The 20,172-nt window shown below is 41.0% G+C and carries 17 protein-coding genes and 5 tRNA genes; 6 read left to right on the forward strand and 16 right to left on the reverse strand.

Annotated elements, in window-relative coordinates:
- Nucleotides 1–2 precede the first annotated feature (2 nt).
- Nucleotides 3–995, forward strand: coding sequence for a peptide ABC transporter ATP-binding protein (locus L1267_RS02410; RefSeq protein ID WP_135923990.1), 993 nt, complete (start codon nucleotides 3–5; stop codon nucleotides 993–995).
- Nucleotides 995–1,756: an ATP-binding cassette domain-containing protein gene (locus tag L1267_RS02415; protein WP_135923989.1), complete on the forward strand. Its 762-nt coding sequence runs from the start codon at nucleotides 995–997 to the stop codon at nucleotides 1,754–1,756. The genes L1267_RS02410 and L1267_RS02415 overlap by 1 nt, the downstream gene beginning before the upstream one ends.
- An 83-nt stretch (nucleotides 1,757–1,839) precedes the next feature.
- Here the strand turns inward: L1267_RS02415 and L1267_RS02420 are convergent, their stop codons facing one another.
- The 13 genes from L1267_RS02420 to L1267_RS02480 form a co-directional block, all read right to left on the reverse strand.
- Nucleotides 1,840–2,202, reverse strand: a complete 363-nt coding sequence (locus L1267_RS02420) for a cupin domain-containing protein (RefSeq protein ID WP_235382027.1) — start codon at nucleotides 2,200–2,202, stop codon at nucleotides 1,840–1,842.
- Nucleotides 2,199–2,597 carry a GNAT family N-acetyltransferase gene (locus tag L1267_RS02425; RefSeq protein WP_235382028.1) on the reverse strand — a complete coding sequence of 133 codons (399 nt, stop codon included), beginning with the start codon at nucleotides 2,595–2,597 and terminating at the stop codon, nucleotides 2,199–2,201. The genes L1267_RS02420 and L1267_RS02425 overlap by 4 nt, the downstream gene beginning before the upstream one ends.
- A 96-nt stretch (nucleotides 2,598–2,693) precedes the next feature.
- The gene (ppiD, locus tag L1267_RS02430; RefSeq protein WP_235382029.1) at nucleotides 2,694–4,595 is read right to left on the reverse strand and encodes a peptidylprolyl isomerase; all 1,902 of its coding nucleotides are present in this window, start codon (nucleotides 4,593–4,595) and stop codon (nucleotides 2,694–2,696) included.
- 197 nt (nucleotides 4,596–4,792) lie between these two features.
- Nucleotides 4,793–5,083, reverse strand: a complete 291-nt coding sequence (locus tag L1267_RS02435; protein WP_175580427.1) for an HU family DNA-binding protein — start codon at nucleotides 5,081–5,083, stop codon at nucleotides 4,793–4,795.
- A gap of 196 nt (nucleotides 5,084–5,279) precedes the next feature.
- Nucleotides 5,280–7,640, reverse strand: a complete 2,361-nt coding sequence (gene lon / locus L1267_RS02440; RefSeq protein WP_135923985.1) for an endopeptidase La — start codon at nucleotides 7,638–7,640, stop codon at nucleotides 5,280–5,282.
- Nucleotides 7,641–7,783: 143 nt separating this feature from the next.
- Nucleotides 7,784–9,067: an ATP-dependent protease ATP-binding subunit ClpX gene (clpX, locus tag L1267_RS02445; RefSeq protein ID WP_135923984.1), complete on the reverse strand. Its 1,284-nt coding sequence runs from the start codon at nucleotides 9,065–9,067 to the stop codon at nucleotides 7,784–7,786.
- Between the two features lie 135 nt (nucleotides 9,068–9,202).
- Nucleotides 9,203–9,820, reverse strand: coding sequence for an ATP-dependent Clp endopeptidase proteolytic subunit ClpP (gene clpP / locus L1267_RS02450; RefSeq protein ID WP_135923983.1), 618 nt, complete (start codon nucleotides 9,818–9,820; stop codon nucleotides 9,203–9,205).
- A 275-nt stretch (nucleotides 9,821–10,095) separates the two neighbouring features.
- The gene (gene tig / locus L1267_RS02455) at nucleotides 10,096–11,400 is read right to left on the reverse strand and encodes a trigger factor (RefSeq protein WP_135923982.1); all 1,305 of its coding nucleotides are present in this window, start codon (nucleotides 11,398–11,400) and stop codon (nucleotides 10,096–10,098) included.
- A 410-nt stretch (nucleotides 11,401–11,810) separates the two neighbouring features.
- A tRNA-Pro gene (locus tag L1267_RS02460) sits at nucleotides 11,811–11,887 on the reverse strand.
- A gap of 42 nt (nucleotides 11,888–11,929) precedes the next feature.
- Nucleotides 11,930–12,006 (reverse strand) — tRNA-Pro (locus L1267_RS02465).
- A gap of 15 nt (nucleotides 12,007–12,021) precedes the next feature.
- Nucleotides 12,022–12,097: transfer RNA gene (locus L1267_RS02470), tRNA-His, on the reverse strand.
- Between the two features lie 23 nt (nucleotides 12,098–12,120).
- Nucleotides 12,121–12,197 (reverse strand) — tRNA-Arg (locus L1267_RS02475).
- 50 nt (nucleotides 12,198–12,247) lie between these two features.
- A tRNA-Pro gene (locus L1267_RS02480) sits at nucleotides 12,248–12,324 on the reverse strand.
- Between the two features lie 341 nt (nucleotides 12,325–12,665).
- On the opposite strand from L1267_RS02480, the gene folD reads away from it, so the two are divergent.
- On the forward strand, nucleotides 12,666–13,520 hold the full coding sequence (gene folD, locus L1267_RS02485; protein ID WP_135923981.1) for a bifunctional methylenetetrahydrofolate dehydrogenase/methenyltetrahydrofolate cyclohydrolase FolD: 855 nt from the start codon (nucleotides 12,666–12,668) through the stop codon (nucleotides 13,518–13,520).
- A gap of 50 nt (nucleotides 13,521–13,570) precedes the next feature.
- On the opposite strand, the gene L1267_RS02490 is transcribed toward folD, so the two are convergent.
- Together L1267_RS02490 and cysS are read right to left on the reverse strand one after the other, a co-directional pair.
- On the reverse strand, nucleotides 13,571–14,455 hold the full coding sequence (locus L1267_RS02490) for a DMT family transporter (protein ID WP_235382030.1): 885 nt from the start codon (nucleotides 14,453–14,455) through the stop codon (nucleotides 13,571–13,573).
- A gap of 135 nt (nucleotides 14,456–14,590) precedes the next feature.
- Nucleotides 14,591–15,970: a cysteine--tRNA ligase gene (gene cysS / locus L1267_RS02495; RefSeq protein WP_235382031.1), complete on the reverse strand. Its 1,380-nt coding sequence runs from the start codon at nucleotides 15,968–15,970 to the stop codon at nucleotides 14,591–14,593.
- A 177-nt stretch (nucleotides 15,971–16,147) separates the two neighbouring features.
- Here cysS and ppiB point away from each other — a divergent pair, with 177 nt between their 5' ends.
- Genes ppiB through L1267_RS02510 form a run of 3 tightly spaced genes read left to right on the forward strand, consistent with a single transcriptional unit; the run spans nucleotide 16,148 to nucleotide 18,278 of the window.
- A complete protein-coding gene (gene ppiB / locus L1267_RS02500; RefSeq protein WP_135923978.1) occupies nucleotides 16,148–16,639 on the forward strand; it encodes a peptidylprolyl isomerase B in 492 nt (163 codons plus the stop codon).
- Nucleotides 16,640–16,695: 56 nt separating this feature from the next.
- Complete coding sequence (locus L1267_RS02505) at nucleotides 16,696–17,430, forward strand: UDP-2,3-diacylglucosamine diphosphatase (protein ID WP_235382032.1); 735 nt, start codon at nucleotides 16,696–16,698, stop codon at nucleotides 17,428–17,430.
- Between the two features lie 50 nt (nucleotides 17,431–17,480).
- Nucleotides 17,481–18,278 (forward strand): transporter substrate-binding domain-containing protein, encoded by a 798-nt coding sequence (locus L1267_RS02510; protein WP_235382033.1) that lies wholly within the window; start codon nucleotides 17,481–17,483, stop codon nucleotides 18,276–18,278.
- On the opposite strand, the gene L1267_RS02515 is transcribed toward L1267_RS02510, so the two are convergent.
- The gene (locus tag L1267_RS02515) at nucleotides 18,271–20,172 is read right to left on the reverse strand and encodes a sensor histidine kinase (RefSeq protein ID WP_235382034.1); all 1,902 of its coding nucleotides are present in this window, start codon (nucleotides 20,170–20,172) and stop codon (nucleotides 18,271–18,273) included. The two genes, L1267_RS02510 and L1267_RS02515, sit on opposite strands and share 8 nt — an antisense overlap.

Raw genomic sequence — 20,172 nt, forward strand, 5'->3', positions numbered from 1 at the left:
CTATGCAATTACTCGACATTCGCAATCTAACGATAGAGTTACGCACCTCAGATACCGTTATTCGTGCGGTTGATAGGGTCAGTTTGACCTTAAAAGAAGGTGAAGTACACGCATTAGTTGGTGAATCAGGTTCAGGTAAAAGTCTCATCGCTAAAGCTATTGTCGGCGTATTAAATAAACGTTGGCATATTACGGCTGATCGCATGCACTGGCGTGGTGTTGACTTAATGCGTTTATCAAACGAACAGCGCCGTAAACTGGTTGGTCAAGACATTGCAATGATTTACCAAGATCCAAGCCGCTGCCTTGACCCAACTGCTAAAATATTTGACCAAATTGCCGAAACTTTACCTACACAAGCGACCAGTGGCTTTTTCTTAAAACGTAATAAACAGCGTAAAGACAGAGTAAAAGCGTTAATCCACAAGGTAGGTATTAAAGATCATAAAAAGGTACTCGACAGCTACCCTCATGAGCTCTCTGAAGGTATTTGTCAAAAAGTGATGATTGCCATGGCCATTGCGCGTACCCCAAAACTATTGATTGCCGATGAGCCAACTACCGCCCTTGAGAGCACCACGCGTGCGCAAGTATTTAGACTATTAAAAAGCTTGAATCAGCTAAAGAATATGTCGATTTTGATGATCTCTCACGAGCTTGAAGAGATTATTGAGTGGTCTCACGGTATGCATGTTTTGTACTGCGGACAAATGGTTGAAGCAGGCCCTACGAACCGTATTTTTAGCCAGCCACATCACCCCTATACACAAGCGCTATTAAAAAGCTTACCTGACTACGAACAAGGCCTTGCTCATAAAGAACCTTTTTATGCGCTTAAAGGAACAATACCTACATTGCAGCATTTACCAATAGGCTGCCGACTAGGGCCGCGCTGTCCGCAAGCGCAAAAAGAGTGTGTGGTTACACCAAAATTAACTAAACACCATAGTCACAGTTATGCCTGTCATTTTCCGTTAATTAAGGCGATGAAATAATGCAACCGCTGCTAAAAGTTCAAGCGTTATCGAAAAGTTTTAACTTGCGAGCAGGTTTGTTTGCTCGAAAACGCTTTTCTGTTTTAAAAGATATTTCGTTTTGCTTAAGCCAAGGTGAGACCATTGCTATTATCGGTGAAACCGGCTCAGGCAAAAGTACTCTTGCAAAGTTATTAGCGGGCGCTGACAGTGCCGATAAAGGACAGATATTGCTCGATGGCAATATTATAGAAAATGATGGCATACGTGATAACGACTGCCGCCACATTCGCTTGATTTTCCAAGATTCTGAGGCGTCATTAAATCCGGGTTTAACTATCGGCGACATGCTGAACGATTGTTTACAGTACAACACTGATTTAAATAAAGATGAGCGAGAAGAAAAAATTAAACAAACTCTCGCAAAAGTGGGCTTGCTGTTAGATCATCAACATTATTACCCACACATGTTTAGTAGTGGCCAATTGCAACGTATAGCACTTGCACGGGCTTTAATTTTAGATCCCAAGGTTGTAGTGCTTGATGAAGCGTTATCGTCTCTAGACCCTTCTGTGCGCGCACAAACGGTAAACTTATTACTACGCCTACAAAAAGATACTGGACTTAGCTATGTACTTATTACCCATCATCTAAGTCTGGTGCGCCACATCAGCGACCAGCTCGTGGTACTTGATCACGGCGAGATTGTTGAATACGGCCAAACCGAAGCAATTTTCCAAGACCCACAATCTAAAGTGACACAGAAATTGTTGAACTGCTGACATTGAAGTGTCAGCCGTCAACTTTAAATTTAATTCGGCGTTAAACGCCTCCCTTCGCGAGTATGTTGATATCTCTATTAACTTTACTCTTTTTCCTTGCTGCTTTTCACATCAATTCTATCACCATGGCTTGGTGGTGTAGATGTAACAATAAAATGCAGTGGTTCAGTACCTTGATTACTTAGCTGATGAACTCGGCCAGCACTTACATGCAAACCTTGTTGCGCAGTCACTTTGTGTATTTGGCCATCAAGTTCAATGGTGGCACAGCCACTAAGTACAAAGAAAAATTGTTCGGCATGTTTATGATAGTGTTTTACTTCACTCTCACCTACTGGGACATGCTCTTGAATAACACTCAGCGCATTAGATTTTACCAAATGCCAACCGTCGCAATTGTTACCCCACTTGTAGTGCTCTGCTGTTTGTTTATCTATAGTGCTCAAAACTTTTTATACATCCCTTGGCTTTGTGGTGCGACAAACTTGTAGCCAAGCTTTTCGTAAAAACCTGGTTTGTCAGCGACCATAGTGACATAGCTGCCTTCAAAGGCGGCAGATTCGATGTAGCGGTCTACATGTTCCATAATTTGACGCCCTAGCCCTTTACCTTGATATTCAGGTGATACAGCAATATCAACTACCTCAAAATTACAACCACCATCACCAATAACACGGCCCATGCCAATCAACTCATCGTCTTTGCGAACACAAATAGCATAAAGAGAGTTTGGCAGCCCTGCTTTCGCCGCAGCTAATGAACGAGCTGATAAGCCGGCCTTAAGGCGCATTGCACAGTATTCTTCCGCACTTGGTAACTGCTCTATTAGGCGATACTCCATAAATGCTCCTTTGATACCTATTCACGAGTTAGAATTACCTGAAAAGTTAACAAAAAAGGCGCCATAAGGCGCCTTTTATTTAAGTTGTTTTGCTACTTATTCAGCAGCTTGTACAACTTTTGGTACTTTTACATCTGCTTGCGCTTTAAGTGCAGCAATGAATACCATGTAGTTTTTATTCACTTGAGCCATAGTGATGTTTTGTTTTTGTTGTTCATTAATATCGGTGCTTTGTGCTTCATTCACTGCTTTTAAAGCAACGATAGCAGAGTCACCATTATTCAGATCAACAACATCTACCACTGGCGTATCCTGAGGATGCGGCATTTTAAATACTTGCTGTACAATTGCCGGAGACACAGTATACGCTTGACGAGCAAGTGCAGACTCTTGACGCACTTCAATACCTTCGGCAGTAGCAACATCATTTAAGCTCTTACCTGCTTCGATATCTGCAAATAAACTACGTGCTTTTTCTTTAGCAAGTTCAGAGGCTTTCTGTGCAACCAGTGTTGCTTTAATTTGCTCTGATACGTCTTCAAGTGGCTTAGTCGTTGCTGGTTTATGGTCGTTTACACGAACAACAACAGCGTGCTCATCACCCACTTCAATAACCTCTGAGTTCATACGATCTTCTAACACTTCAGGAGAGAAAATTGCAGTAACAACTTGCGGGTTATTTAAAGGCTCTGGTAATGAGTTACGTGTCACAAGTTCTGTTTTCTGTACTTCAACACCGGCTGCGTCTGCAGCGTCTGTTAATGTATCAGAAATTTCAAAAGCAATTTCTCCCATTTGAGTTTGCTTTTCATAAAACGCATTCACTTTCTTAGTACGTTCAAGTTCAGCACGAAGCTCATCTTTTACGTCAGCATACGGTTTAACTTGCTGTTTTTGAATATCAGTGAGCTTGATGATGTGATAGCCGAATTCTGATTCAACAACGTCAGAAATGTCACCTTTGTTCTCAAGTGCATACGTTGCATCTTCAAAAGCTGGGTCCATCATGTCACGTTCGATCCAATCAAGATCACCGCCCATTTCAGCACTCACAACGTCATCCGAAGATGATTCAGCTAGCTCAGCAAAATCAGCACCGTTTTGCAGTTGTGCTAATAGCTCTTCAGCTTTCGCTTTTGCTGCATCATCGTCTTCACTGTTATCAATTAAGATGTGTGATACACGACGCTTTTCAGGCTCAATATATTGTGCGCTGTTTTGATCGTAGTATGCTTTGATATCTTCTTCTGAAACACTTGAATCCAACGTTAAGTTTGCAGCATTTAAATCAATATAGCTGACAGATACTTGTTCAGGCGCTAAAAATTGCGGTTGATTTAATTCATAGTAATCTGCAATTTCTTGCTCTGTTACTTCAATACCCGCTTGTAATGATTCTTTTGACACAACTAAATAGTCAATACTACGAGTTTGCTGTTGAAGCGCTACAGTATTATTTAATTCGTTTTCAAGAATAAAGTCAGTACCAGCAACTGCACCAACAAGTTGGCTGCGAGTCATGTCTTTACGTAAGTACTCTCGGAAAGCGTCTGGCTGGAAGTTCATCTGACGAATAACTTGTAAGTAACGATCGTTGCTAAATTGGCCGCCAACTTGGAAGTAAGGCATTTCTAAAATAGCTTTACGAACACTCTCATCACTTACACGAAGGCCTAACTCTGCCGCTAGTTGAGTTTGCAATTCTTGTTGTACTAAGCGGTCAATCACGCCTTGGCGAATTTGTGCCATGTAATTTGGATCAGCTGCGATTTGTGCAAAGTATTCACCAAACTGTTGCTCTAAACGATTGCGTTCATTTTGGTAAGCACGGCTGAACTCGGTTTGGCTAATTTTAACTCCATTTACTTCTGCAACGGGTTGCTCTGTGGTTTGTCCTAAATAACCACCAATCCCAGCTAAAGCAAAAGATAAAATCACCGCGCCTAAAATAATTTTGGCTGCAGGTCCCTGCGAACCTTCTCTGATTTTCTCAAGCATTTATCTATCTCTATTCTGATCAGGTACAAAATATACCAATTAGCATAATCAAGGATGATTGCTGATTGATATCAACCCTGCTCATGTAAAAAAAGCGTATCTTACCAGATACGCTTTTTCACTTGAAGTAACTGGTGATAAGTTACCTAAATTCTATTTAAGTGTCCTTAGGTATCCTCACCAACTAATCTTATTGATTAGTTTACTGCGTCTTTCAGCGCTTTACCTGCTTTGAAAGAAGGGATATTTGCCGCAGCAATCTGGATAGTCTCACCAGTTTGCGGGTTACGACCTGAACGTGCTGCACGCTCACGTACTGAGAAAGTACCAAAGCCAACAAGCGCCACTGAGTCGCCATCTTTAAGAGCGCCTGAAACAGCCTCGATGAATGAATCTAGTGCACGACCTGCAGCCGCTTTAGAAATGTCAGCGTCAGCTGCGATTTGATCGATTAATTGAGATTTATTCACAATATCATCCTCTTTCATTGTTATTATCAAGAGCGATTATTTTTTAAAAAATAACATCACTGTTTTGAAAATTTATAAGCAAATTAAGTTTATGCTCAGTTTATTATATTTTTCTCAACCCTAGGCCACATAAGGCCTAGGCTTGAAAACTAGTGCTTAACTTATCATACCCTTAGTATTTGAAAAGCCCCTAAATGCACTTTTTTGCGGTTTTTTACTGGTTTTTTTCAGTTTCGACAGAAAAACTCTCAACTGGGTGCTTTAAAGCCAGTTTTAAAACGTCATCAATCCATGTAACTGGGTGAATTTCAAGGCCCTCTAATACATTGTTTGGGATCTCTTTTAAGTCACGTTCGTTAATTTTTGGAATAATAACGGTTTTAATACCACCACGATGAGCCGCTAGTAACTTTTCTTTTAAGCCACCAATCGGTAACACTTCACCACGTAAAGTGATTTCACCTGTCATAGCAACATCAGAACGTACCGGGTTACCTGTTAAGCTCGAGACTAAACCAGTTACCATTGCAATACCCGCACTTGGGCCATCTTTTGGTGTTGCTCCTTCTGGTACGTGAACATGGATATCACGTTTTTCATGGAAGTCGCTATTAATACGTAATTTTTCAGCACGATTACGAACAACCGTCATGGCCGCTTGAATCGACTCTTGCATTACATCACCAAGTGAACCGGTGAAAGTAAGTTTACCTTTACCTGGAACAGCAGCTGATTCGATAGTCAGTAAATCACCACCTACTTCAGTCCACGCTAATCCGGTTACTTGACCAATGCGGTCACCATCTTCAGCTTTACCATAGTCAAAGCGTTGTACACCTAAAAACTCTTCTAGATTATCTTCATCGATAGTCACTTTTTTAGTGTCTTTATCTAACAAGATATTCTTAACAGCTTTACGGCAAAGTTTAGATACTTCGCGCTCTAGGTTACGCACACCGGCTTCGCGAGTGTAGTAGCGAATAATGCCAATAATTGCACTATCAGCTATTTCAACTTCACCCTCTTTTAGGCCATTACGCTTCACTTGCTTTGGAATTAAATGCTGCTTAGCAATATTCAGCTTCTCGTCTTCGGTGTAACCCGATAGACGAATAACCTCCATACGGTCTAGTAATGGGCCTGGAATGTTGAAGCTATTTGATGTTGCAACGAACATTACGTCTGATAAATCGTAATCAACTTCTAGGTAATGATCAGCAAAATGACTATTTTGCTCAGGATCAAGCACCTCAAGTAATGCTGATGCTGGGTCACCACGCATATCAGAAGACATCTTATCGATTTCATCTAATAAGAATAATGGGTTTTTCACGCCGACTTTGGTCATATTCTGGATTAACTTACCAGGCATAGAACCAATGTAAGTACGACGATGACCACGAATTTCAGCTTCATCACGAACGCCACCAAGGGCCATACGAACATATTTACGACCAGTAGAACGTGCAATTGACTGACCTAATGAGGTTTTACCCACACCAGGAGGGCCGACTAAACATAAAATTGGGCCTTTGAGTTTATTAGTACGTTGTTGTACCGCAAGATACTCAATAATGCGTTCTTTTACTTTATCTAGACCATGATGATCGCTGTCTAAAATCTTTTGTGCGCCAGCTAAGTCTTTTTTCACCTTAGAGCGTTTTTTCCAAGGCACATTGATAAGCGTATCAATGTACGAGCGCACTACGGTTGCTTCAGCCGACATAGGCGACATCATTTTTAATTTAGATAACTCTGCGTTCGCTTTTTCTTGCGCTTCTTTAGGCATACCTGACTCTTCGATGCGTTTTTTAATTGCTTCGAATTCATCGGGTACATCATCAAGTTCGCCAAGCTCTTTTTGAATCGCTTTCATTTGCTCGTTGAGGTAATACTCTCGCTGCGATTTTTCCATCTGCTTTTTAACGCGAGTACGGATTTTCTTCTCAACTTGCAGTAAGTCAATTTCACCTTCCATCAGCGCCATTAGGTATTCAAGACGCTCAGTGACATCAGCTATCTCAAGTACTTTTTGCTTTTCAGGCACTTTCAGTGGCATATGAGCTGCCATAGTATCTGCAAGACGTGCGGCTTCATCAATACCTGATACAGAAGTGAGTACTTCTGGTGGAATCTTCTTATTAAGCTTTACATAGCCTTCAAATTGGCTAATTGCGCTGCGTATGAAGACATCCTGCTCTTGTTCATCAATATGGTTTGACTCAATAAACTGCGCTTCAGCTACAAAGAAATCATCATTGTCTAGAAATGTTTCTACTTTCGCGCGTTGAGTGCCTTCAACCAACACTTTAACGGTGCCATCAGGTAGTTTTAATAACTGAAGTACTGTGGCAATGGTGCCAACACGGTAGATATCGTCTTGCTGCGGATCATCAACAGAGGCGTCTTTTTGCGCCACTAGGAAAATTTGTTTGTCCTTGTCCATCGCCGCTTCTAGGCATTTTATTGATTTTTCACGACCAACAAATAGCGGGATCACCATGTGCGGGTATACCACAACATCGCGCAGTGCCAACACGGGGATTTCGACTCGATCGGTTCTCTCAAGCGTCATTATATTCTCTTCGCACTTCATTTATTTTAAAGATTACTCAAGTATATGGGGATATGTAAGGGAAAGTTCAACATATTTGTAAAAAAAGGAGCCTTTGGCTCCTTTTTTATACTTAACTGATTAAATATTAATCTATTAAAGCTTTATTCTGATGCAGCTTTGTCTTGATTACCACTTTGGTAAATTAAGATTGGGTCTGATTCACCTTTAATAACGGTTTCATCAATAACCACTTTGCTTACATCATCCATTGAAGGCAACTCATACATAGTATCAAGTAACACACCCTCAACAATTGAACGCAAGCCACGTGCACCTGTTTTACGCTCCATTGCTTTGTGAGCAATCGCACTGAGCGCATCTTCACGGAACTCAAGCTCAACATCTTCCATTGCAAATAATGCAGAGAATTGCTTAGTTAGAGCATTCTTTGGTTCGCTAAGAATTTGAATAAGTGCCGCTTCATCTAGTTCTGTCAATGTAGCGACAACAGGAAGACGACCAATAAATTCCGGTATTAAGCCGTATTTAACAAGATCTTCTGGCTCTACATCTTTAAACGTTTCGCTTAAACTACGGCTACTTGCCGATTGCTTAACTTGAGCGCCAAAACCAATACCTGTATTTTTGTGGCTACGCTGTTCGATCACTTTATCAAGGCCAGCAAATGCACCGCCACAAATAAATAGAATCTTCGATGTATCAACTTGCAAGAATTCTTGCTGCGGATGCTTACGTCCACCTTGTGGTGGTACAGACGCAACCGTACCTTCAATCAGTTTAAGTAACGCTTGTTGCACACCTTCGCCCGATACGTCACGAGTGATCGATGGGTTATCAGACTTACGAGAAATCTTGTCAATTTCATCAATGTAAACAATACCACGCTGCGCTTTCTCTACGTCGTAGTCACATTTTTGCAGTAGCTTTTGAATGATGTTTTCAACATCTTCACCAACATAACCTGCTTCTGTTAGCGTAGTCGCATCAGCCATAGTGAAAGGTACATCGAGCAAACGAGCCATGGTTTCAGCAAGTAATGTTTTACCACTACCAGTAGGACCAATTAATAGGATGTTACTCTTACCTAGCTCAATTTCTGCATTAATACTTTGATTACGAAGGCGTTTGTAGTGATTGTATACCGCTACCGACAGCACTTTTTTTGCATGATCTTGGCCAATAACATAATCATCTAAGTGATTACGAATTTCTTTTGGAACAGGTAATTTATCAGACGCATTATGCTTTGGCGCAATGTCTTTGATTTCTTCCCTGATGATATCATTACACAGCTCAACACATTCATCACAAATGTATACTGAAGGGCCTGCAATAAGTTTACGAACTTCATGCTGGCTTTTGCCACAAAAAGAGCAGTATAACAATTTATTACTTTTGTCGCCGTCTGTAGGAGTGTCAGACATTCAGCTACCTCATTTATTACGTTGGCAGCAGCACTGGGCTACTGCTAATTCACTATGTTTAACTATATCAAAGAAAATCAGTTTTCGCATAGTAAAGGGTGATAGCTAACAATACGTTATTATTAGCTATTCAGATTACTTCGTTTCGCGGCTAGAGAATACAGAGTCAACTAGGCCGTATTCAACCGCTTCGCTTGCGGTCATAAAGTTATCACGGTCAGTATCGCGTGATACGACCTCTAATGGTTGACCGGTGTGCTCTGCCATCAAACGGTTTAACTTATCTTTAATCGATAAGATTTCGCGCGCATGAATTTCGAAGTCAGATGCTTGACCTTGGAAACCACCTAATGGTTGGTGGATCATCACGCGTGAGTTAGGTAAACAAAAACGCTTACCTTTAGCGCCACCTGATAACAAAAAAGCACCCATACTAGCTGCTTGACCCACACAAATAGTGCTTACATCAGGTTTAATGAAATTCATTGTATCGTAGATTGCCATACCAGCAGTTACAGAGCCACCTGGCGAATTGATATAAAGATAAATATCTTTTTCTGGGTTTTCTGATTCTAAAAACAGCATTTGTGCAAGAATCAGGTTTGCCATGTTATCTTCAACTTGGCCTGTTAAGAAAATAATGCGCTCTTTTAAAAGACGTGAGTAAATATCATATGAGCGCTCCCCTTTTGCTGTTTGCTCAACAACCATAGGGACTAATGCGTTTAGAGGGTCTATCATACCGCTATTCATTCTTATTTAATTCCTTATCCGCTGCGACTCATCCTTACTATAAGGAAAGCACATTAATACTAATGTTAATTAAAGTAACTGTTCAATCTTTTTAACTATATGTGAACGGTTCGGCACTATTTCAATCTTTACTGAAAAATGTTCTGAAATAACATCTAGTATTGTCGGTTTTTGTGAAACTTGCTACCACAAACTAAAATGGCCCGGGTACGCTGTAAATATACAGAGTAACACGAGCCATTTAATCGCTAGCGAGAGCTTAAGTCAATGACTTATTAAGCACCTTGCTGTGGATTCATGATGTCGTCGAATGCTTTTTCAACTTCAGTCACGTTTGCTTTAGCTAGGATAGCTTCAACTGCTTGCTCTTCCATCGCTACGTTACGCATTTGTTGCATAAGTTGATCATTTGACTTGTAGTATTCTACAACTTCAGTTGGATCTTCGTATGCAGAAGCTACAGTTGCGATTAACTCTTCAACTTTAGCGTCGTCAACTTTAAGCTCGTTCGCCTTGATAACTTCACCTAGTAATAGGCCAGTCTTAACGCGAGTTACAGCTTGCTCGTGGAATAATTCAGCTGGAAGCTCAGGCATGTTTTTAGCATCGCCACCAAAACGTTGTGCAGCTTGCTGACGTAGTGCATCAATTTCTTGATCAACTAGCGCTTTAGGCACTTCGATTTCGTTGTTAGCTAAAAGACCTTTGATAGCTTGGTCTTTAACGTTAGCTTTAACCGCTTGGTCAAGCTCACGTGTCATGTTCTTTTTAACTTCTTCTTTAAGAGCGTCAACACCGCCTTCAGCTACACCGAATTTAGTTGCGAACTCATCGTTAAGCTCAGGAAGCTCTTGAGTTTCAACTTTCTTAACAGTGATTGCGAAAGAAGCAGCTTTACCTTTAAGGTTTTCAGCATGGTACTCTTCAGGGAAAGTTACTTCAGCAACAACTTCTTCGCCCGCTTTTTTACCAACGATGTTGTCTTCAAAACCTGGGATCATACGACCTTGACCAAGTTCTAGTGGGAAGTCTTCAGCTTTACCGCCTTCAAACTCTTCACCGTCGATAGAACCAACGAAATCGATAGTTACACGATCGTTCTCGCCTGCAGCTGCATCAACTTCAGCCCAAGAAGCGTGTTGCTTACGTAAAGTTTCTAGCATGTTAGCTAGGTCTTCGTCAGTTACAGATACTGCTGGTTTTTCAACAGCAATTTTATCTAAACCTTGGATTTCAACTTCTGGGTAAACTTCAAACGTTGCATCGAATTCTAAATCTTTACCAGCTTCTAATGCTTTAGGTGCGAAAGTTGGAGCACCCGCTGGGTTAATTTTTTCTGAAACGATTGCTTCGATGTAGTTGCGTTGCATTAATTCGCCAGCAACTTCTTGACGCACTGCTGCACCGTAACGCTTGTTGATGATAGACGCAGGTACTTTACCTGGGCGGAAACCATCGATACGCTGGGTTTTAGACAGTTGTTGTAAGCGTTTTTTAACTTCAGTCTCAACGTTCTCTGCAGGAACGGTGATGGTCAGACGGCGCTCAAGGCCTTGAGTCGTCTCAACAGAAACTTGCATGATTTACCTCAATCTTCAATTTTGGCGACTGTTCGCCTTCCTTACAAACAAGGTGATCTCCATGAGTGATAGCAAGTTTTAATGCTGAAAAATTCAACTTAAAACGGCGCATTGTAACCATGAGATACCATTGCTGCTTTGCCTCTATGGGCACTATGTTAAACAATAGACGCGGCATTATAACCTAATATTTATGATAGTCGAGTCTAGGGGGCAATTATTTGGCGTATATAGCAGCATTCAGCGTTTAAGTGCTGAAAAAACGAACGCAGTAAAATAACAAAGTTAAATTAGGCTGATTTAAAGGAGGTATTTAGATATTAAGAAGTGGTCGGCGATGCAGGATTTGAACCTGAGACTGAATTGGATATACCCAAACCAATCGTTCTTTGACCATAAATCTTTAAAAGTGGTCGGCGATGCAGGATTTGAACCTGCGACCCCTTGGACCCAAACCAAGTGCGCTACCAAACTGCGCTAATCGCCGATACTGAGAGAAGCTTTGAAAATTAAGACCACTTTAGAAAAGTGGTCGGCGATGCAGGATTTGAACCTGCGACCCCTTGGACCCAAACCAAGTGCGCTACCAAACTGCGCTAATCGCCGATATCTTAAGTAAATTGGGGTGACTGATGGGGCTCGAACCCACGACAACCGGAATCACAATCCGGGGCTCTACCAACTGAGCTACAATCACCACGGCATTTACATATTTTCAAATGGCGCACCCGGAAGGATTCGAACCTTCGACCAACGCCTTAGAAGGGCGTTGCTCTATCCAGCTGAGCTACGGGCGCATCGAAAACTTCAAAAGTTTGCCTGTAAGCACCGCTTCTTAAAGAAGAAGTGGTCGGCGATGCAGGATTTGAACCTGCGACCCCTTGGACCCAAACCAAGTGCGCTACCAAACTGCGCTAATCGCCGATGCTTACTGTTGTTTGCGAGTGACCTCGTTAACAACGGGGTGCATAATAGTGATTTGGCCGTGTTAGGTCAAACTTTTTTTTAAGAAAATAATTCAATCGGTCACTTTTAGTTCATAATGGTTAAATATTGCAAATATAAGCTAAAATTTGAACTCTTTTTTATAAAGTATCGCTTTATATACAATTGCATCTTGGCGCTATGATGCTTTTCTGCGAAAATACACAACATTAATAAATATGATCAAACAAACATGATTTGTGTATCCACGCCCCCTTTATTGGATGATCATATTTTGATGTATCAGTATCAAGTTAACTAACCCCAATGAAAGGTCACCCATGACGGCAAACATCATCGATGGTAAAGCAATAGCTAAACAAGTACGCAGTAATGTAGCTGAACGTGTTGCAGAGCGTGTAGCAAACGGTTTACGTGCACCAGGACTAGCAGTAGTGTTAGTTGGTCAAGACCCAGCAAGCCAAGTCTATGTTGGTTCTAAGCGTAAAGCATGTGAAGAAGTCGGCTTTGTATCTAAGTCTTACGATTTACCTGGCGACACCACAGAACATGACTTACTTGCTTTAATTGACCAGCTTAATGAAGACAAAGAAGTAGACGGTATCTTAGTGCAACTGCCTTTACCACAAGGCCTTGATGCTGAAAAAATTCTTGAGCGTATTACTCCTCATAAAGATGTTGATGGTTTCCACCCTTACAATATTGGTCGTTTAGCACAGCGTATGCCGGCACTTCGTCCTTGTACGCCAAAGGGGATCATCACCCTACTCGACTCTACAGGTGTTCGCTATAAAGGGATGCATGCAGTCGTTGTTGGTGCTTCTAACATTGTTGGTCGTCCTATGTCGCTTGAGCTTTTACTTGCTGGCTGTACAACAACGGTATGTCACAAGTTTACACAAGATTTAGAAACACATGTTCGCCGCGCTGATTTATTAGTGGTTGCGGTTGGTAAACCTGAATTTATTCCGGGTGACTGGGTGAAAGAAGGCGCTATTGTGATTGATGTGGGTATTAACCGTCTTGAATCAGGGAAGCTTGTTGGTGATGTTCAATATGATGTGGCTGAACAAAAAGCGCATTTCATTACACCTGTACCAGGTGGTGTTGGCCCGATGACTGTTGCAAGCTTAATTGAAAATACGCTTGAAGCATGTGAAAAATATCACAGCTAAGAAGAGCTAAATTATTGCAAAAGGCTGCCAATGGGCAGCCTTTTTTGCTTTTAAGTTTTTTGTAGTTTTAACTGCTTAAGCTTTAGCATCTGAGGTAGCACTGAAAATACAATCATCATAAACATCAATAGGTATTGCCAGTCTTGGTATTGTTCGTTTATGAGCAAAACAGCGCATACTATTCCCGCGATTGGGTTGGCAATGGTGCCAAATGAAAACTCAGCCACACTCATGCGCCCTAATAACCAAACATACAGAGTATAGGCAATGGCAGTATTGGGCACGATTAACCAAAATAGCGCAGAGTATTGCAGCGCTGAAATTGGCTCAAATACCACTTGGTATTGCTCTGGCTTTAGCAAACTTCCATCGATAAAAGCAGCTAGCAATAATATGCTGCCACCAATGATTAATTGCCAAGTAAGCACAACCCACCAATGTATATGCACCGACAAACTTTGTACTAAGGTGCTACCAATCACAATAGTAAGTAAGGCACCCAATAAAGCCGCCACTCCCAATACATTTAATGTGACGTAAGCTGGATCAAACAATAACCACGCCAGTACAACCAAGGCTATGGCGCAAAATGCTTGAACTCTTGCTGGACGCTGTCCTTTTACAATCCATGCATACAGCAAAGCGACAACCGGCACTGACACCATCCCCACCCCAGCAATAGCTGCTGGAAGATTTACCGCCATGATAAAAATAAAGGCAAAAAACAGCGCTATATTCACAGCACCTAAAGTCAATAAACTTGGCCACTGCGATCGAGTTGGTAAACTAGGCTTAAGTAATAAAAGTAATAATCCTGCAGGCAATGCGCGCAATGCACCTAATAATAATGGCGGCCAATCTGGAGTGGCATATTTAGTCACAGCATAGGTAGTACCCCATAAAAAAGCAGGGATCATGGCAAGTAAGATATTCAATGTAAGTCCTTGTTAGTGAAAAGTAGCGTAAAAATAAAACCTCAAGTAAGGTTTAGGTCAATAGCTATGCCCAGTTAAAAACAAAAAAGGTTGCCTCTTGGCAACCTTTTCAATTTGTAATATCTCGGTGGATACTTAAGCTTTACGCCATGTTGTTTTACCAGCTGAATCTTCAAGTACCACACCGAGTGCATTAAGTGCATCGCGCGCTTCATCAGCTGCCGCCCAATCTTTGCTGGCACGAGCTTCGTTACGTTTTGCTATTAACGCTTCGATATGTGCTACTTCGTCGTCAGCTTGGCCACCTTGCAAAAAGGCTTCTGGGTCTTGTTGTGCAACGCCTAGTACCTCTGCAACACTGCGTAGTACATAAGCTAGCTTACCTGCTTGCTCTGTATCGCTATCTTTAACACGGTTTAGCTCTTTTGCTAATTCAAATAATACTGGTAGTGCTTCAGGGGTGTTAAAGTCATCATCCATCGCTTTTCTGAATTTAGCCACATATTCATTGCTAGCTAAATCGCACTCGATTGGCGTTACGCCACGCAATGCAGTGTAAATACGTTCAAGTGACGAACGTGCTTGCTCAAGGTTTTCTTGCGAATAGTTAAGCTGGCTACGGTAGTGACCTGAAATTAAGAAATAACGAACTGATTCAGCATCATACTCTTTTAATACGTCACGTACGGTAAAGAAGTTGTTTAAAGACTTAGACATCTTCTCTTTATTAACCTGAACCATACCTGTGTGGATCCACGTATTAACGTACTTGCCGTTATTTGCGCAGCATGACTGAGCAATTTCGTTTTCATGGTGTGGGAACTGTAAATCTGAACCACCACCGTGAATATCAAAGTGCTCGCCTAAGTGCTTAGAACTCATTGCTGAACATTCAATATGCCATCCTGGACGACCCTCACCCCATGGTGAAGACCATGACGGCTCTTCTGGCTTGGCTTTTTTCCATAGCACGAAATCAAGTGGATCTTGCTTATCTTGTGCAACTTCAACACGTGAACCAGCCTGTAGCATGGTTAAGTCTTGTTGTGATAAAGCACCGTATTGCTCAAATGTAGAGACATCAAATAATACATCACCATCAGCTGCAATGTAGGCATGGCCTTTCGCAATTAAACGTTCAACCATAGCGATGATTTCATCCATATGGTTTGTTACGGTTGGCTCAACATCAGGACGCAACATATTTAAGCTGTCAAAGTCTTCATGCATTGCTTTAGTCATGCGAGTCGTTAAATCATTGATAGACTCGCCTTTTTCGTTAGCACGTTTGATAATTTTGTCGTCAACATCGGTGATGTTACGTACATATTTTAAATCGTAGCCGATGTGACGAAGGTAACGAACAATTACATCAAACCCTACAAATGTACGTGCATGACCGATATGGCAGTAATCATAAATGGTGATACCACACACATACATGTCGATTTTGCCATCAACAAGGGGTTTAAACTGCTCTTTTTGTCGCGTAAGTGTGTTGTAAATTTGTACCATTTATAAAATGTCCTTAACGGTGTTTCGAGATTCTCTATGTTAACACTTGCAAAGCCGCTGCTCTAGCGCTTTATCAATTGAATAAGCACTTTGTTAATCGTTTTAAACAAGCTCTTTGTTAATCAAAGACAACTACTATAAAATAGTGCCATTATTAAACCAGATATAGGAAACCTCATGGTTGTACTACACACAAACTTTGGTGACATCACCATCAAAATGCACGAAAACGATGCACCAAACACAGTTAAAAACTTCTTAGAGTATGCAAACTCTGGCTTTTACAACGGCACTATCTTTCACCGTGTAATTGATGGTTTTATGGTACAAGGCGGTGGCTTTGAGCCAGGTATGGTTCAAAAAGAAGTAAACAACCCTATCGAAAACGAAGCAAACAATGGTCTTGCGAATAAAGTAGGCACATTAGCAATGGCGCGCACGCCGGATCCACATTCAGCAACTGCGCAGTTCTTCATTAACGTTAACGACAATGACTTCTTAAACTTCAGCAGTGAAACTTCACAAGGCTGGGGCTACTGCGTGTTTGCAGAAGTTGTTGAAGGTATGGACGTGGTAAACAAAATCAAAGGTGTTGCAACTGGCAGCGCAGGTTTCCACCAAGACGTACCACTTGAAGATGTAATTATCGAAAAAGTAACGGTTAGCTAATTTAATCGTTTAGTACTTTTTTAAGCGGGCCTTTGCCCGCTTTTTTGCGAGTAACCATGAAACAAAGTTATTTTATTGCCGATCTCCACTTAACAGAAAACCGCCCAGACATCACTGCGGCATTTTTTGATTTTCTTGATAGCAAGATTATTAATGATGACGTTGATGCCCTGTATATTTTAGGTGACTTTTTTGAAGTATGGGTAGGTGATGACTATCAAACTGACCTTTCAGTGAGCGTTGCCACACGTTTAAGCCAGGTAAGTGAAAGTGGTACTAAGGTGTTTTTTATTCATGGTAACCGCGATTTCATTATGCGTGAAGGCTATGCCAAAAGCGCGAGTATGACTTTATTACCCGAACAAGTTGTTATTGATTTATACGGCACCCCAACGGTTATCCTGCATGGTGATGAAATGTGCACCCAAGATGTTGAATATCAAAAGTTTCGCAAAAAAAGCCGTGGTTGGTGGTGGCCAAAATTAATGCTTGCTATGCCGCTTTGGTATCGCAAGAAGATTGCTCGCAACGCCCGCGAAAAATCAAAACAAAGCCAAGCTGGTAAAGCATTAGAAATCTTAGATGTTACAGAAGATGCGGTATTAGCCATGTTTAAAAAACATCAGGTTAAGAATATGATCCATGGTCATACCCACCGCCCTAATGTGCATCACTATAAGCAAAATGGAAAAACACTAACCCGCACTGTACTGGGTGACTGGTATGAGCAAGGTTCATACTTAAGAGCTACTCCAGAGCAGCAAAAACTAGTCCACACGCCCTTTAAATAACCAATTTTTTAACTATGCTTTAACCAGTATTGTCAAAAAATGCATTATCTATGATGAGTCGGTTAAGCCTTTTATGTTGTTGTTTACTAATTAGCTTTTCAATCAATTGCCAAACTTGGCAATTGGTCACAGAGCCGTTTCCTCCTTATTTTATTGATGAGCCAAATAAGCCGGGCTGGCTGCACGAAGTCATCATCGCAGCACTGAAAACACAAAAACATCAAGCCACTATTGAATACACACATTGGGCTCGCGCGCTAAAGCTTGCCACGCGCCATAAACGTGTCGCAGTGCTAGGTGCTTTTTATACAAAGCAAAGAGCGAGAGATTTTACATATTCACCTTCATTAGCAACCGCACATACAGTGTTATTCAAGCGTGTTGATAGCAAAATAACTTACACTGGCTCTTTGTATTCATTAAAGCCATATACAATCAGTAAAGGTGAAGACTATGTGGTAAGTGAGCAATTTGAGCACCACCCAAACCTTAGCGTGACAACCACAGGTAGCTTGATTGAGAGCTTGTTGCTATTAAAGCATGGTCGTGTTGATTTAGTTGCAGGCACAAAAGAAGTTGCCTTGTATTGGCTCGATAATAGCGAACGCCTACAGCAAGCAAAGCAAACAGAGTTAGAAATAGTTACCCCCTATCTTGCTACTCAACACTTACATGTGATTACTGATAAAAATCACCCTCAGGCTGAGCTTTTTCAGCAAAGTTTATCTTTAGGTCTTAAAGCAATTACGGCGTCAGGCAAGCTTTTAGAGATACTGAAGCATTATAAACTGAATGAAAAAGAAATTAGTCACATTACGCAACTATATGAAAAAACCTATGCTAACTAATTTTGTTCTTTTTCAAGCCTGGCAAGGTTATCTTAAACTGGGTTGCTATTCCTTCAGGTAGGTCTTTGCTTGCAACTAGCTGGATTTTTCCGTTAAGAACACTCGTAACCCATTCATGCACAAGATACAAACCTAACCCTGTATGACCATGGTTTCTAGATGTAGTCACGAAGGGGTCAAATAAGTTACTACGCAAAGAGTCATCAATCCCACAACCATTATCAGAAACGCTAATACAAAGGTCACCTTGTTGATTTAAATGTACATGCAATTGAATTTGTTTGTTATCAACCTCGTCAAAGGCGTGAGAAATTGCATTAACGATTAAACTCTCGATAACCTGAGAGATAATCCCAGGGCGACTAATAATGTCTTTTTTGACATCGATTTTAGTTTCTATGGTTACTTTTGAGGCTTTAAAGCGAGATTTTAAACCCAGTAGTAGATCATCGATGACTTTTTCGACATTAAAGCTAATGTATTGATCGTTTGACCGATCATGGGCCATTTCTTTAAAGCTTTTCACATGAGCGATCGCTTTATCTAAATTTACTTTTGAGAGCGACAAATTATCGGCAATACCTTCAACACTCGTTTCTAAAAACTGTTTTGTGAACCCTTGGTCAATTTTATCTTTGAGTTGTTGATTAATTAATTGCGCATTTGATAGTGAAATAGCAGCACCACCCAATGGTGTATTCATTTCGTGGGCCACACCTGCCACCATTAAACCGAGTGATGACAACCTTTGTGCTTCAATAAGCTCACCCTGTAATTGATGCTGCTGTTTTATGTAACGTTGTAATTTAGTATTGGCTGCTAACAGCTCCTGCTGCTCGTGCTCTAAGTGTGCTCTGGCTTTAATAATCTGACGTTGGTCACGATAACTGCGTTTCAGATATAAGCCAGAAATTGATATCAAGCTTACAGCACATGCAAAAGCAATAAAAAAAGACCATAAAACAATCTCGTTTTGCACCGAATCATCAGCCTTTACCAGTACAATAATATCGTTTGTACCATTTGCGCTATTATTATCTAAGGTCATTTTTAAAAAGCTAGTTGCATGACTATGCGATGCAATAAGATCCTGAGATTTTGGCAGCTGGGTGATGACTTGCCATAATTGGCTATCTTCTTTACCGAGTGTCAGCATCGGCTGCTCCAGCATAAACCCCCACTCTTTATCTTTGCGTGGATGTAACAACCAATAACCTTCACCATTAATTAATTGTATTTGTGCTTGCATGGTACTGAGTGACTTTATTTGCTGTAGAGTTTTCGACAGGTCAAAATTGACAACAATTAACCCGTTTAGAATAAAGCTATCGCTTATGGTTCGATAAGATGCTCTTAATGTTGGTTCATGTGGTGTAACAACTGCGCCGCGCTCGACATTTAAATCTATTGGCGTGATATAAACGTCCCCCTTACTGTGCTCCATCCCCTCGGTAAAATAATAACGACTACTTTTATTTTGTAGCTGTTGTTTTGGTACTAGCTCTGCTTGTCCTGCCTTAAAGTTAACACGGTACTTTTCTTGGCCTTCACTATCTAACCAACGAATTTGAGAAATGTTTTCTGCGGCTAAACCAAAGTTCACAAAATGGGTTTGTATTTGTTGCTCAAGTAATTCGTTTTCATCACTTTGCTTTAATATGTCATCGGCCACCAGCAACTTAACCACTTTTCGCACATCGCCAAGCTCTCTGCTTAAGGTGTTATGAGCGGCAAGTAAGGTGTTATCTTGCAAAAGCGTGATACTACTTTTTTGTATTTGATACTGGATCACATAAACCATCAAGCTAATTAATAAGCTAACAGCAACCATCACCATAAATTTAAAAAGTAGACTTTTTTTCAGTGACTTATATTGGCTTGTTACTTCTACCAT

Source organism: Pseudoalteromonas sp. OFAV1 (assembly GCF_021532595.1).
GTDB lineage: Bacteria > Pseudomonadota > Gammaproteobacteria > Enterobacterales > Alteromonadaceae > Pseudoalteromonas > Pseudoalteromonas lipolytica_C.

Excerpts from the sequence above, each read along its gene's own strand:
- L1267_RS02435 (WP_175580427.1), bottom strand. The coding sequence starts at position 5,083 with ATGAAAGAGGATGATATTGTGAATAAATCTCAATTAATCGATCAAATC.
- L1267_RS02410 (WP_135923990.1), top strand. The coding sequence starts at position 3 with ATGCAATTACTCGACATTCGCAATCTAACGATAGAGTTACGCACCTCA.
- L1267_RS02415 (WP_135923989.1), top strand. The coding sequence starts at position 995 with ATGCAACCGCTGCTAAAAGTTCAAGCGTTATCGAAAAGTTTTAACTTG.
- lon (WP_135923985.1), bottom strand. The coding sequence starts at position 7,640 with ATGACGCTTGAGAGAACCGATCGAGTCGAAATCCCCGTGTTGGCACTG.
- L1267_RS02510 (WP_235382033.1), top strand. The coding sequence starts at position 17,481 with ATGATGAGTCGGTTAAGCCTTTTATGTTGTTGTTTACTAATTAGCTTT.
- L1267_RS02515 (WP_235382034.1), bottom strand. The coding sequence starts at position 20,172 with ATGGTAGAAGTAACAAGCCAATATAAGTCACTGAAAAAAAGTCTACTT.
- L1267_RS02425 (WP_235382028.1), bottom strand. The coding sequence starts at position 2,597 with ATGGAGTATCGCCTAATAGAGCAGTTACCAAGTGCGGAAGAATACTGT.
- clpX (WP_135923984.1), bottom strand. The coding sequence starts at position 9,067 with ATGTCTGACACTCCTACAGACGGCGACAAAAGTAATAAATTGTTATAC.
- ppiD (WP_235382029.1), bottom strand. The coding sequence starts at position 4,595 with ATGCTTGAGAAAATCAGAGAAGGTTCGCAGGGACCTGCAGCCAAAATT.
- ppiB (WP_135923978.1), top strand. The coding sequence starts at position 16,148 with ATGGTTGTACTACACACAAACTTTGGTGACATCACCATCAAAATGCAC.
- L1267_RS02505 (WP_235382032.1), top strand. The coding sequence starts at position 16,696 with ATGAAACAAAGTTATTTTATTGCCGATCTCCACTTAACAGAAAACCGC.
- cysS (WP_235382031.1), bottom strand. The coding sequence starts at position 15,970 with ATGGTACAAATTTACAACACACTTACGCGACAAAAAGAGCAGTTTAAA.
- folD (WP_135923981.1), top strand. The coding sequence starts at position 12,666 with ATGACGGCAAACATCATCGATGGTAAAGCAATAGCTAAACAAGTACGC.
- tig (WP_135923982.1), bottom strand. The coding sequence starts at position 11,400 with ATGCAAGTTTCTGTTGAGACGACTCAAGGCCTTGAGCGCCGTCTGACC.
- clpP (WP_135923983.1), bottom strand. The coding sequence starts at position 9,820 with ATGAATAGCGGTATGATAGACCCTCTAAACGCATTAGTCCCTATGGTT.